Below are 13826 nucleotides of genomic sequence, written 5' to 3' on the forward strand. Positions count from 1 at the left end.
GCGCTGACAATGCCCTCGCTTAGCTCGATGGGGAGGATCCGATCAAATGCTTGTCGCGCCAGGGAATGACAATGCAGCACTTTTTTGTAGGGTTAATCGTTGTCAGCCCTTGAAGCCTGATTTTGCGGCCCCATATACCGGGGCAGAAGCGCGAATCGAACTCGCGGACGATATTGAAAGGAGAATTCTATGGCTGACGAACAGACAGTAGATACGCAAAATCCAGAAGCCAATCAGGCGCCCGAGACTTCGGGTGATGACCTGGCGACCCGTGTACAAGTGCTCGAAGAGCAATTGGCCGCCGCGCAGGATCAATCGCTGCGCGTAGCTGCCGATCTGCAGAACGTCCGCCGCCGTGCCGAGCAGGACGTCGAAAAGGCGCACAAGTTTGCGCTGGAAAAATTCGCCGGCGACCTGCTGCCGATCGTCGACAGCCTGGAGCGCGGCCTAGAGCTGTCGAACCCGGATGACGAGAGCATCCGTCCGATGCGCGAAGGCATCGAGCTGACCCTGAAAATGTTTCACGACACCCTCGCGCGCTATCAGCTTGTCGCTGTAAGCCCGCAGGAAGGCGAGCCGTTCAACGCCGTGGAACATCAGGCGATGGCCATGCAGGAAAGTGCTGACCTGGAACCGAACAGTGTTCTGAAAGTGTTCCAGAAGGGCTATCAGCTCAATGGCCGCCTGCTGCGTCCGGCGATGGTTGTGGTCAGCAAGGCGCCGGCGCCAGTTTCGCCTTCGATTGACGAGAAGGCTTGAAATTAGCCGCAAGGCCCCCATTTAGAAGTCAAGCGTTTAAGTATTACCGCAGTTAGCCACCACTGCTGCGGCAACCAAATCCAAAGTTTCGGGAGAGTGAACATGGGCAAAATTATCGGTATCGACCTGGGGACTACCAACTCCTGCGTCTCCGTGCTGGAAAACGGCGTAGCCAAAGTTATTGAAAACGCCGAAGGCGCGCGTACCACGCCGTCGATCATCGCTTACGCCAACGATGGTGAAATCCTGGTCGGTCAGTCCGCCAAGCGTCAGGCTGTGACCAACCCGCACAACACACTGTTCGCGGTGAAGCGCCTGATCGGCCGCCGCTTCGACGAAGAAGTCGTGCAGAAAGACATCAAGCTGGTGCCTTACAAGATCGTCAAGGCCAACAATGGTGACGCTTGGGTCGAGGCCTCCGGCAAGCAGATGGCTCCGCCGCAAATCAGCGCCGAAGTCCTGAAGAAGATGAAGAAGACCGCCGAAGACTACCTCGGCGAAGCAGTGACCGAAGCGGTGATCACCGTTCCGGCCTACTTCAACGACAGCCAGCGTCAGGCGACCAAAGACGCCGGTCGCATCGCCGGTCTGGACGTAAAACGTATCATCAACGAACCAACCGCAGCTGCGCTGGCTTACGGTATGGACAAGGCCAAGGGCGATCACACCGTGATCGTTTACGACCTGGGTGGCGGTACTTTCGACGTTTCCGTGATCGAAATCGCTGAAGTTGACGGTGAGCACCAGTTCGAAGTACTGGCCACCAACGGTGACACCTTCCTGGGTGGTGAAGACTTCGACATGCGTCTGATCGACTACCTCGTCGACGAGTTCAAGAAAGAGTCCGGCATGGACCTGAAGAACGATCCTCTGGCCCTGCAGCGTCTGAAAGAAGCTGCTGAGAAAGCCAAGATCGAACTGTCTTCTTCGCAGTCGACAGACGTCAACCTGCCGTACATCACAGCAGATGCGACCGGTCCTAAGCACCTGAACGTGAAGATCTCTCGTGCCAAGCTCGAGTCGCTGGTCGAAGATCTGGTAAACCGTACCATCGAGCCATGCCGCATCGCTCTGAAAGACGCCGGCATCGACGCCAGCAAAATTGACGACGTGATTCTGGTCGGTGGCCAGACTCGTATGCCTCTGGTGCAGAAGGCAGTTACCGATTTCTTCGGTAAAGAAGCACGTAAAGACGTGAACCCGGACGAAGCTGTTGCCATGGGTGCTGCCATCCAGGGCGCCGTTCTGGCCGGTGACGTGAAAGACGTTCTGCTGCTCGACGTCAGCCCGCTGACCCTGGGTATCGAAACCATGGGTGGCGTGATGACCGCGCTGATCGAGAAAAACACCACGATTCCTACCAAGAAATCGCAAGTGTTCTCGACTGCCGACGACAACCAGGGCGCCGTGACCATTCACGTCCTGCAAGGTGAGCGTAAGCAAGCCGCTCAGAACAAGTCCCTGGGCAAGTTCGATCTGGCCGAGATTCCACCAGCTCCACGTGGTGTGCCACAGATCGAAGTAACCTTCGACATCGACGCCAACGGCATCCTGCACGTCGGCGCGAAAGACAAGGCAACCGGCAAAGAGCAGAAGATCACCATCAAGGCCAACTCCGGTCTGTCGGATGAAGAAATCCAGAAGATGGTGCGCGACGCCGAGCTGAATGCCGAGGAAGACCGCAAGTTCGAAGAGCTGGCCGCTGCCCGTAACCAGGGTGATGCACTGGTTCACTCGACTCGCAAGATGATCGCTGACGCTGGCGACAAAGTGACTGCAGAAGAGAAGACTGCAATCGAAGCGGCCGTGGTTGCCCTGGAAGCCGCCGTCAAAGGCGACGACAAGGCTGCCATCGACGCCAAGGTTGAAGAACTGTCGAAAGTCTCTGCACCGGTTGCCCAGAAGATGTACGCCGAACAGGCTCAGCCTGCTGAAGGCGCGGCACCGCACGACGAGAAAGCTGACAAGGCTGACGATGTTGTCGATGCCGAGTTCGAAGAAGTCAAAGACCACAAGTAAGTTGTTGGTCGGCCGGTTGACTGCCTTTGGGCACTGACTGGTAGGATGTCGCCGCGCGGGAGCTTGCTCCCGCGTTGGCGTATCTGGAATACGCGAATTTTTACAGCATGCGACAAGGTTCGGGTGCTGGCGGTATGGCCGGGAATGCTCCTGCTTTTCGCGCCGCAAATACCGCATGAACCAAAAGACCAGGATCGTTGAATTGACGTGAGTTGGGTCCGGGCCTGTATTGGGGCTCAACGAGTTTGGCGAAGCTCAGGAGGGATTTGCCGAACGTCCTCAAGAGTATGAAGAACTTATGGCTAAGCGTGACTATTACGAAGTGTTGGGTGTTGAGCGCGGCTCAAGCGAAGCAGACCTGAAAAAGGCCTATCGCCGTCTGGCGATGAAGCACCACCCGGACCGTAATCCCGATGACAAAGCGTCGGAAGAGCTGTTCAAAGAGGCCAACGAAGCCTACGAAGTGCTGTCCGATTCCAGCAAGCGTGCAGCGTACGACCAGTACGGTCATGCCGGCGTCGACCCTAGCATGGGTGGCGGCGGTGCAGGCTTCGGCGGTCAGAACTTCTCCGATATCTTCGGCGATGTCTTCAGTGACTTCTTCGGTGGCGGTCGCGGCGGTTCCCGTGGCGGCGCCCAGCGCGGCAGCGATTTGCGCTACACCCTGGAGTTGAATCTGGAAGAAGCGGTGCGCGGTACGACCGTGAATATCCGCGTTCCGACACTGGTCAATTGCAAGCCTTGCGATGGTTCGGGCGCTAAGAAGGGCTCGTCGCCTTCGACTTGCCCGACTTGCGGCGGCATCGGTCAGGTGCGCATGCAGCAAGGCTTCTTCTCGGTGCAGCAGACCTGCCCGCGCTGCCATGGTCAGGGCAAGATCATTTCCGATCCGTGCGATTCCTGCCACGGTGACGGTCGCGTTGAAGAATACAAAACCCTCTCCGTCAAAGTGCCGGCCGGTGTTGATACCGGTGACCGCATTCGTCTGTCCGGCGAAGGCGAAGCGGGTACTCAAGGTGGCCCGACCGGCGACCTGTACGTGGTGATCAACGTTCGCGAACACGACATCTTCCAGCGTGACGGCAAGCACCTGTTCTGCGAAGTGCCGATCAGCTTCGTCGACGCGGCCCTGGGCGGCGAGCTGGAAATTCCGACCCTCGACGGTCGTGTCAAACTGAAGATTCCGGAAGGGACTCAGACCGGCAAGCAGTTCCGCGTACGCGGCAAAGGCGTTGCGCCAGTGCGTGGCGGTGGTGCGGGCGACCTGATGTGCCGTGTGGCCGTCGAGACGCCGGTCAATCTGAACCGTCGTCAGCGCGAATTGCTGGAAGAGTTCCGCAGCTCCCTGGCGGACGACAACAGTCACTCCCCGAAAACCACCGGTTGGTTCGACGGTGTGAAACGCTTCTTCGGCGATCTGTAAGGAGTCGGCATGCGACGTATAGCTGTGATGGGCGCTGCCGGGCGCATGGGCAAGATTCTGGTCGAGGCCGTGCAGCAGCGCGCGCCACTGACCTGTCTGACGGCCGCGATTGTCCGCCCTGGCAGTACGCTGATCGGTGTGGATGCCGGTGAGCTGGCTTCGCTCGGTCGAATCGGCGTGCCGCTGTCCGGAAATCTGGAGTCGGTGGCGGAAGAGTTTGATGTGTTGATCGACTTCACCCTGCCGGAAGTCATGCTGAAAAACCTGGCCTTCTGCCGCAAGGCCGGCAAGGCGATGGTGATCGGCACGACCGGGCTGGACGCTGCGCAGAAACAGTTGCTGGCCGAGGCGGGCAAGGATATTCCGATCGTGTTCGCCGCCAACTTCAGTGTCGGCGTCAACCTGTCGCTGAAGCTGCTCGACATGGCGGCACGGGTGTTGGCGGAAGACGCGGACATCGAAATCATCGAAGCCCATCACCGGCACAAGATCGATGCGCCGTCGGGTACGGCTCTGCGCATGGGTGAGGTGATTGCCAATGCGCTGGATCGTGATCTGCAAAAAGTCGCGGTCTATGGTCGTGAAGGCCACACCGGTGCCCGTGAGCGTGAAACCATCGGTTTTGCCACTGTTCGTGGTGGTGATGTGGTGGGTGATCACACGGTGTTGTTCGCCTGCGAGGGCGAGCGACTGGAGATCACGCACAAGGCTTCAAGTCGCATGACGTTCGCCAAGGGCGCTGTACGTGCGGCGTTGTGGCTGGATGCTCGTGAGCCTGGTTTGTACGACATGCAGGACGTGCTCGACCTGCATTGAGATGTTCTGAAACCGGCGCAAACGCCCTGTTTGTGCCGGTTTTGCTCCGCCGAGCGACGCCCTGTCGCATTCTCCGGCCTTTCAGGCTCATTGGCGGTAGACCAAAAAACCCTTTTTCTGTAAGCTACAGCTTTAGTGTGTCCACTAAAAGCGCGCAGAATAATTCAGTGAAGAAGCGGGGTGACGTGTCCATACGTCACTCCGCTTTTTTACAACCTGCGATTGCCCTTTCATGCGTTATTTACGGGAGGTCTTCTTGACTAAGCCAGCCATACTCGCCCTTGCTGATGGCAGCATTTTTCGCGGCGAAGCCATTGGAGCCGACGGTCAGACCGTTGGTGAGGTGGTGTTCAACACCGCAATGACCGGCTATCAGGAAATCCTTACCGATCCTTCCTACGCCCAACAGATCGTTACCCTGACTTACCCGCACATCGGCAACACCGGCACCACGCCGGAAGACGCCGAGTCCGATCGCGTCTGGTCCGCTGGCCTGGTTATCCGTGACCTGCCGCTGGTAGCGAGCAACTGGCGTAACACGATGTCCCTGTCCGACTACCTGAAAGCCAACAATGTTGTGGCGATCGCCGGTATCGACACCCGCCGCCTGACCCGCATCCTGCGTGAAAAAGGCGCACAGAACGGCTGCATCATGGCCGGCGACAACATCTCCGAAGGAGCGGCCATCGCCGCGGCGCAAGGCTTCCCGGGCCTGAAGGGCATGGATCTGGCGAAAGTCGTCAGCACCAAGACCCAATACGAATGGCGCTCCACTGTCTGGGATCTGAAAACCGACAGTCACGCGACCATCGAAGCCTCCGAGCTGCCTTATCACGTGGTTGCCTACGACTACGGCGTCAAGGTCAACATCCTGCGCATGCTGGTCGAGCGCGGCTGCCGCGTCACTGTCGTTCCAGCGCAAACTCCGGCTGCCGACGTACTGGCTCTGAAACCGGACGGCGTGTTCCTGTCCAACGGTCCTGGTGATCCGGAGCCTTGCGACTACGCGATCAAGGCGATCAAGGAAGTGCTGGAAACCGAAATTCCGGTCTTCGGCATTTGCCTCGGTCATCAGCTGCTGGCTCTGGCCTCCGGCGCCAAGACCCTGAAAATGGGCCACGGCCACCACGGTGCCAACCACCCGGTCCAGGATCTGGACACGGGCGTCGTGATGATCACCAGCCAGAACCACGGTTTCGCGGTTGACGAAGAGACCCTGCCAGCCAACGTCCGCGCGATCCACAAATCGCTGTTCGACGGCACCCTGCAAGGTATCGAGCGCACCGACAAGAGCGCGTTCAGCTTCCAGGGTCACCCTGAAGCGAGCCCGGGCCCGAACGATGTGGCCCCTCTGTTTGACCGCTTCATCAACGAGATGGCCAAGCGACGCTAAGCGCTCGCCTTGAGACTGTAGCGAGAAGCCCCTCGAGGGCGGCCCCGGAACCGGCGGCCCCCTCGGGACTTCAGAAATCGATCAAGACGGCTTGCCGACTGACCTGCGGATTTGAGTGACAAACCCATGCCAAAACGTACAGACATTAAAAGCATCCTGATTCTCGGCGCTGGCCCGATCGTTATCGGCCAGGCCTGCGAATTCGACTACTCCGGCGCCCAGGCCTGTAAAGCCCTGCGCGAAGAGGGTTACCGCGTCATCCTGGTGAACTCCAACCCGGCCACCATCATGACCGACCCGGACATGGCCGACGCGACCTACATCGAGCCGATCAAGTGGCAGACCGTTGCCAAGATCATCGAGAAAGAGCGCCCGGATGCCGTGCTGCCAACCATGGGCGGCCAGACTGCTCTGAACTGCGCCCTGGACCTGGAGCGCGAAGGCGTTCTGGAAAAGTTCGGTGTTGAGATGATCGGTGCCAACGCCGACACCATCGACAAGGCTGAAGACCGTTCGCGTTTCGACAAGGCGATGAAAGCCATCGGCCTGGAATGCCCGCGTTCCGGTATCGCCCACAGCATGGAAGAAGCCAACGCGGTGCTCGAGCGCCTGGGCTTCCCGTGCATCATCCGTCCGTCCTTCACTATGGGCGGCACCGGTGGCGGTATCGCTTACAACCGTGAAGAGTTCGAAGAAATCTGCGCCCGTGGTCTGGACCTGTCGCCAACCAAAGAGCTGCTGATCGACGAATCCCTGATCGGCTGGAAAGAATATGAAATGGAAGTTGTCCGCGACAAAAAGGACAACTGCATCATCGTCTGCTCGATCGAAAACTTCGACCCGATGGGCGTGCACACCGGTGACTCGATCACTGTTGCCCCGGCTCAGACCCTGACCGACAAGGAATACCAGATCCTGCGTAACGCCTCGCTGGCGGTGCTGCGCGAGATCGGCGTGGAGACCGGCGGTTCCAACGTTCAGTTCGGTATCTGCCCGGACACCGGCCGTATGGTCGTGATCGAGATGAACCCACGCGTATCCCGCTCGTCGGCTCTGGCCTCGAAAGCCACCGGCTTCCCGATCGCCAAGATCGCGGCCAAGCTGGCCGTCGGTTACACCCTCGACGAACTGCAGAACGACATCACCGGCGGCCGTACCCCGGCGTCCTTCGAGCCGTCCATCGACTACGTCGTGACCAAGCTGCCGCGCTTCGCTTTCGAGAAGTTCGCCAACGCTGACGCGCGCCTGACCACTCAGATGAAGTCGGTCGGTGAAGTCATGGCCATCGGCCGTACCTTCCAGGAATCCCTGCAGAAAGCTCTGCGCGGTCTGGAAGTGGGCGTTTGCGGTCTGGACGAGAAAGTCGACCTGAGCAACCCGGAAAGCATGAGCGTGCTCAAGCGCGAGCTGACCGTGCCGGGCGCCGAGCGTATCTGGTATGTGGCGGACGCCTTCCGCGCCGGCATGACCGTCGAAGAAATCTTCGGCATGAACATGATCGATCCGTGGTTCCTGGTGCAGATCGAAGATCTGATCAAGGACGAAGAAAAGGTCAAGACCCTCGGTCTGTCCGCTATCGACCGCGACCTGATGTACAAGCTCAAGCGCAAAGGTTTCTCCGACCAGCGTCTGGCCAAGCTGCTGGGCGTCACCGAGAAGAACCTGCGTACTCACCGCCACAAGCTGGAAGTGTTCCCGGTCTACAAGCGCGTCGACACTTGCGCAGCCGAGTTCGCCACCGACACCGCCTACCTGTACTCGACCTACGAGGAAGAGTGTGAAGCCGCGCCGTCCGGTCGCGACAAGATCATCATCCTCGGCGGTGGCCCTAACCGTATCGGTCAAGGCATCGAGTTTGACTACTGCTGCGTACACGCGGCACTGGCGCTGCGCAAAGACGGTTACGAGACCATCATGGTCAACTGCAACCCGGAAACCGTATCGACCGACTACGACACGTCCGATCGTCTGTACTTCGAGCCAGTAACACTGGAAGACGTGCTGGAAATCGTCCGCGTCGAGAAGCCGAAAGGTGTGATCGTCCAGTACGGTGGCCAGACTCCACTGAAACTGGCTCGCGCCCTGGAAGCCGCCGGCGTGCCGATCATCGGCACCAGCCCTGACGCCATCGACCGTGCGGAAGACCGTGAGCGCTTCCAGCAGATGGTTGAGCGTCTGAACCTGCGTCAGCCGCCAAACGCCACCGTGCGCAGCGAGGACGAAGCCGTTCGTGCTGCCGCGAAGATCGGTTACCCGCTGGTGGTGCGTCCGTCCTACGTATTGGGCGGCCGGGCGATGGAAATCGTCTACAAGGAAGAAGAACTCAAGCGTTACCTGCGTGACGCGGTGCAAGTGTCGAACGACAGCCCGGTGCTGCTCGACCACTTCCTCAACTGCGCCATCGAGATGGACGTGGATGCGGTCTGCGACGGCAAGGACGTAGTGATCGGCGCGATCATGCAGCACATCGAACAGGCGGGCGTTCACTCCGGTGACTCCGCGTGCTCGCTGCCGCCGTACTCGCTGCCGGCGCACATCCAGGACGAGATGCGCGAACAGGTCAAGAAAATGGCCCTGGAGCTGGGCGTGGTCGGCCTGATGAACGTTCAGTTGGCGCTGCAAGGCGAAGACATCTACGTCATCGAAGTCAACCCGCGTGCTTCCCGTACCGTACCGTTCGTGTCGAAGTGCATCGGTGTTTCCCTGGCGATGATCGCAGCTCGCGTGATGGCCGGTAAAACCCTGAAGGAAATCGGCTTCACCAAGGAAATCATCCCGAATTTCTACAGCGTGAAAGAGGCGGTGTTCCCGTTCGCCAAGTTCCCAGGCGTTGACCCGATCCTCGGCCCTGAGATGAAGTCCACCGGTGAAGTGATGGGCGTCGGCGACACCTTCGGTGAAGCCTTTGCGAAAGCCCAGATGGGCGCCAGCGAAGTGCTGCCGACCGGCGGTACCGCATTCATCAGCGTACGTGATGATGACAAGCCACTGGTTGCAGGCGTAGCTCGTGATCTGATCAACTTGGGCTTCGAAGTCGTCGCCACTGCCGGCACTGCCAAGCTGATCGAAGCCGCAGGTCTGAAAGTGCGTCGCGTGAACAAGGTGACCGAGGGTCGTCCGCACGTGGTCGACATGATCAAGAATGACGAAGTCACCCTGATCATCAACACCACCGAAGGTCGCCAGTCGATCGCCGATTCCTATTCCATTCGCCGTAACGCCTTGCAGCACAAGATTTACTGCACCACCACCATTGCTGCTGGCGAAGCTATCTGTGAAGCGCTGAAGTTCGGTCCCGAGAAGACCGTGCGCCGCTTGCAGGATCTACACGCAGGATTGAAGGCATGAATAAATACCCAATGACCGTCCAGGGCTCCAAGGCCCTGGAAGAAGAGCATGCTCACCTGACCAAGGTCGTTCGTCCGAAGCTCAGCCAGGACATCGGTACGGCCCGCGAGTTGGGTGACTTGAAAGAAAACGCTGAATACCATGCCGCGCGCGAACAGCAAGGCATGGTCGAGGCGCGGATCCGTGATATCGAAGGTCGCCTGCAGAACGCGGTGATCATCGACGTGACGACCATTCCGCACACCGGCAAAGTGATTTTCGGCACTACCGTCGAAATCGCCAACGTCGAGACTGATGAAAGCGTGACTTACCAGATCGTGGGTGAGGATGAGGCGGACATCAAACTCGGCAAGATTTCGGTCGGCTCACCGATCGCTCGCGCCTTGATCGCCAAGGAAGAGGGCGATACGGTCGTCGTGAAAACGCCAGGTGGCGATATCGAGTACGAGATTGTCGAAGTCAAACACATCTGACGCGATACTCCGGGCGCCCTCCATTGAGGCCATCCTTTGGCAGCTGTCCCAGGTTTTCTGGGTCGGCGGCCTTTGGGTGTTTCACGTCGGCCTGGTGCCGGCGCTGAAAGTCAGCGGGTTGGCACCGCTGCTGGTTGAGGATATCTCTGTGCAGATCGATCGCTGGCTGATCGGTGTTGCGGCGCTGGGGGTGTTGACACAGCTGGTGGTGCTGGCGAGGGTTGCCGGTATCTCGGCATGGTGGCGGGCGTTCAGTGGTCAGATACTGCTGGTCGGCTTGGCCGCCTGCTTTGGCTATTACACGTTGCGATACGGGATGTCTGTCGGCGAGCGTTGGCAGATGTTCTGTTTCGTGGTGCTGGGGATCAGCGGAATCGTGCTGGTGGCACAATCCGTGCCGGTCAGGGTGCGAGAATCGCACCGCTGACCGGATCACCGTTATTTGTAACGGTGGATGTTCGACAATTGCTTGTTTGGCTGCGGGTTCTTGCGATAAAGCAGAACCATCTTGCCGATGACTTGCACTTGTTCGGCCCGGCCAGCCTTGGCCAGCTCTTCCATGACGGCACGACGATCATCGCGATCTTCGAGCTTGACCTGCACCTTGATCAGCTCATGATCGGTCAGTGCGCGTTCCAGTTCGGCGAGAACTCCTTCGGTCAGGCCATTGCCTGCCACCATCAGGACCGGTTTCAGGTCGTGACCAATGGATTTGTACTGTTTCTTCTGCTCGTTATTGAGCGGCATAATCTGACCCTTTCGTCTGGATTCTGTAAAATGGCGGCCATTTTACCCGAGGGCTCGTGGATCCGCCCAATTAATCACGACCCTAATCAACGAGGTGCCCAATGGCGCGTTCCAAGACAAGCCTTGGTTGGCTGAAAAGACATGTCAATGACCCCTATGTGAAGCAGGCGCAAAAGGACGGTTACCGTTCGCGTGCGAGTTACAAGCTTCTCGAGGTCCAGGAAAAATACAAGCTGATCCGTGCGGGTATGAGCGTCGTCGACCTGGGCGCAGCGCCCGGCGGCTGGTCTCAGGTCACCAGCCGGCTGATCGGTGGTCAGGGCCGTCTGATCGCATCGGACATCCTGGAAATGGACAGCATTCCGGACGTGACCTTCATTCAGGGGGACTTTACCCAGGACGAAGTGCTTGCTCAGATTCTCGAGGCTGTGGGTAATTCGCAGGTAGACCTTGTGATTTCCGATATGGCCCCCAATATGAGTGGTACGCCTGAAGTGGACATGCCCAAAGCCATGTTTCTTTGCGAGCTGGCGCTTGATCTGGCGGAGCGGATACTCAAGCCGGGCGGTAATTTCCTGATCAAGATTTTTCAGGGCGAAGGGTTCGATACTTACCTGAAGGACGCTCGCAAGAAGTTCGACAAGATCCAGATGATCAAGCCGGACTCTTCTCGTGGCAGCTCTCGTGAGCAATACATGCTGGCTTGGGGCTACCGCGGGCGTAGTGAGTAAAACGAGGTTTTTTGGCGGGGTGATAGGTTTTTCGTATTTCGCCCCGGGTGCATAAGCGAATATTGTGTAGAAAGTGTTTCACAAAGGGTTACAGACGGCGCCTGCCAGAGCTGTAGGTAATGTAGTAAGTTAGGCCGGTGAATATCATGCGAAGCGCGCGCCAGTAGCGGAGCTTGCTTCAGAGGGTAGTTAATTGAACGATATGGCAAAGAATCTGATCCTGTGGTTGATCATCGCGGCTGTCCTGGTGACGGTGATGAACAACTTCTCCAGCCCTAACGAGCCGCAGACCCTCAACTATTCCGACTTCATCCAGCAGGTCAAGGATGGCAAGGTCGAGCGCGTGGCCGTTGACGGCTATGTGATTACCGGCAAGCGCAATGATGGCGACAGCTTCAAGACCATTCGTCCGGCAATTCAGGACAATGGTCTGATCGGCGATCTGGTTGACAACCACGTTGTGGTCGAAGGCAAGCAGCCCGAGCAGCAAAGCATCTGGACCCAGCTTCTGGTGGCCAGCTTCCCGATCCTCGTGATCATCGCGGTGTTCATGTTCTTCATGCGCCAGATGCAGGGCGGCGCGGGCGGCAAAGGCGGACCGATGAGCTTTGGCAAGAGCAAGGCGCGTCTGCTGTCCGAAGATCAGGTGAAAACCACCCTGGCTGACGTTGCCGGTTGCGACGAAGCCAAGGAAGAAGTTGGCGAGCTGGTCGAGTTCCTCCGTGATCCGGGCAAGTTCCAGCGCCTGGGTGGTCGCATTCCTCGTGGCGTGCTGATGGTCGGTCCTCCGGGTACCGGTAAAACCTTGCTGGCCAAAGCGATTGCCGGCGAAGCAAAAGTGCCGTTCTTCACCATTTCCGGTTCCGACTTCGTCGAAATGTTCGTCGGTGTCGGTGCCAGCCGCGTTCGCGACATGTTCGAACAGGCCAAGAAACACGCTCCATGCATTATTTTCATCGACGAAATCGACGCCGTTGGTCGCCATCGTGGCGCCGGCATGGGTGGCGGTCACGACGAGCGCGAACAGACTCTCAACCAGTTGCTGGTCGAGATGGACGGTTTCGAAATGAACGACGGCATCATTGTCATCGCCGCGACCAACCGTCCTGACGTGTTGGACCCTGCATTGCTGCGTCCTGGTCGTTTCGACCGTCAGGTGGTGGTCGGCTTGCCGGACATCCGTGGTCGCGAACAGATCCTCAAGGTTCACATGCGTAAAGTGCCAATGGGTGACGACGTTGCTCCGGCCGTTATCGCACGTGGTACTCCGGGCTTCTCCGGTGCGGATCTGGCGAACCTGGTCAACGAGGCTTCGCTTTTCGCAGCCCGTGCCGGCAAGCGCATTGTCGAGATGAAGGAATTCGAACTGGCCAAAGACAAGATCATGATGGGCGCCGAGCGCAAATCCATGGTCATGTCCGAGAAAGAAAAGCAGAACACCGCTTATCACGAAGCAGGTCACGCCATTGTTGGTCGCGTTGTGCCTGAGCATGATCCGGTCTACAAGGTATCGATCATCCCGCGCGGTCGTGCGTTGGGTGTGACCATGTTCCTGCCGGAAGAGGATCGCTACAGCCTGTCCAAACGTGCGCTGATCAGTCAGATCTGCTCGCTGTACGGCGGCCGTATCGCTGAAGAAATGACTTTGGGCTTTGATGGTGTGACCACTGGCGCTTCCAACGACATCATGCGAGCGAGTCAGATTGCGCGGAACATGGTGACCAAGTGGGGCCTTTCGGAAAAGCTGGGTCCTCTGATGTACGCGGAAGAAGAGGGTGAAGTATTCCTCGGTCGCGGTGGTGGCGGTCAGAACGCAAGCTTCTCCGGTGAGACGGCCAAGCTGATCGATTCTGAAGTGCGCAGCATCATCGATCAGTGCTACGGCACGGCCAAGCAGATCCTCACGGACAACCGCGACAAGCTTGATGCGATGGCGGACGCTCTGATGAAGTACGAGACGATCGATGCCGAGCAGATCGACGACATCATGGCTGGTCGAACACCTCGCGAACCTCGCGACTGGTCGGGTGGTACCGGTACTGGCACGCCTCCTGTCATTCAGGGCGAGCGTCCGGAAACACCGATTGGCGGCCCGGCTGCCGACGTTTAAGGTTTGA

At 58.5% G+C, this 13826-nt stretch carries 11 protein-coding genes; 10 read left to right on the forward strand and 1 reads right to left on the reverse strand.

The genetic code is table 11. The features are described 5' to 3' along the window. The first annotated feature begins 189 nt into the window (after positions 1–189). From grpE to N8H71_RS15375, 8 genes are all read left to right on the forward strand, one after another. Positions 190–759 (forward strand): nucleotide exchange factor GrpE, encoded by a 570-nt coding sequence (gene grpE / locus N8H71_RS15340; protein WP_262194645.1) that lies wholly within the window; start codon positions 190–192, stop codon positions 757–759. Positions 760–861: 102 nt separating this feature from the next. After that, positions 862–2778 carry a molecular chaperone DnaK gene (gene dnaK, locus N8H71_RS15345; protein WP_262194646.1) on the forward strand — a complete coding sequence of 639 codons (1917 nt, stop codon included), beginning with the start codon at positions 862–864 and terminating at the stop codon, positions 2776–2778. Between the two features lie 298 nt (positions 2779–3076). Continuing rightward, positions 3077–4201: a molecular chaperone DnaJ gene (dnaJ, locus tag N8H71_RS15350; protein WP_007953765.1), complete on the forward strand. Its 1125-nt coding sequence runs from the start codon at positions 3077–3079 to the stop codon at positions 4199–4201. 9 nt (positions 4202–4210) lie between these two features. Further along, positions 4211–5017 (forward strand): 4-hydroxy-tetrahydrodipicolinate reductase, encoded by an 807-nt coding sequence (gene dapB / locus N8H71_RS15355; RefSeq protein ID WP_262194647.1) that lies wholly within the window; start codon positions 4211–4213, stop codon positions 5015–5017. 256 nt (positions 5018–5273) lie between these two features. Next, positions 5274–6410, forward strand: coding sequence for a glutamine-hydrolyzing carbamoyl-phosphate synthase small subunit (gene carA / locus N8H71_RS15360; protein WP_262194648.1), 1137 nt, complete (start codon positions 5274–5276; stop codon positions 6408–6410). 126 nt (positions 6411–6536) lie between these two features. Beyond that, positions 6537–9758: a carbamoyl-phosphate synthase large subunit gene (gene carB / locus N8H71_RS15365; protein ID WP_262194649.1), complete on the forward strand. Its 3222-nt coding sequence runs from the start codon at positions 6537–6539 to the stop codon at positions 9756–9758. Then, positions 9755–10231: a transcription elongation factor GreA gene (gene greA / locus N8H71_RS15370; RefSeq protein WP_085685610.1), complete on the forward strand. Its 477-nt coding sequence runs from the start codon at positions 9755–9757 to the stop codon at positions 10229–10231. The genes carB and greA overlap by 4 nt, the downstream gene beginning before the upstream one ends. Beyond that, entirely contained in the window at positions 10209–10658 is a 450-nt protein-coding gene (locus N8H71_RS15375; RefSeq protein WP_085685612.1) for an MFS transporter, read from the forward strand. The genes greA and N8H71_RS15375 overlap by 23 nt, the downstream gene beginning before the upstream one ends. An 11-nt stretch (positions 10659–10669) precedes the next feature. Here the strand turns inward: N8H71_RS15375 and yhbY are convergent, their stop codons facing one another. After that, positions 10670–10978: a ribosome assembly RNA-binding protein YhbY gene (gene yhbY / locus N8H71_RS15380; RefSeq protein WP_262194650.1), complete on the reverse strand. Its 309-nt coding sequence runs from the start codon at positions 10976–10978 to the stop codon at positions 10670–10672. A 101-nt stretch (positions 10979–11079) separates the two neighbouring features. On the opposite strand from yhbY, the gene rlmE reads away from it, so the two are divergent. Both rlmE and ftsH read left to right on the forward strand, forming a co-directional pair. Next, on the forward strand, positions 11080–11709 hold the full coding sequence (gene rlmE / locus N8H71_RS15385) for a 23S rRNA (uridine(2552)-2'-O)-methyltransferase RlmE (protein WP_262194651.1): 630 nt from the start codon (positions 11080–11082) through the stop codon (positions 11707–11709). A gap of 202 nt (positions 11710–11911) precedes the next feature. Next, positions 11912–13819, forward strand: a complete 1908-nt coding sequence (gene ftsH, locus N8H71_RS15390) for an ATP-dependent zinc metalloprotease FtsH (protein WP_011332403.1) — start codon at positions 11912–11914, stop codon at positions 13817–13819. Positions 13820–13826 lie beyond the last annotated feature (7 nt).

The organism is Pseudomonas koreensis (genome assembly GCF_025447595.1).
Lineage (GTDB): Bacteria > Pseudomonadota > Gammaproteobacteria > Pseudomonadales > Pseudomonadaceae > Aquipseudomonas > Aquipseudomonas koreensis_H.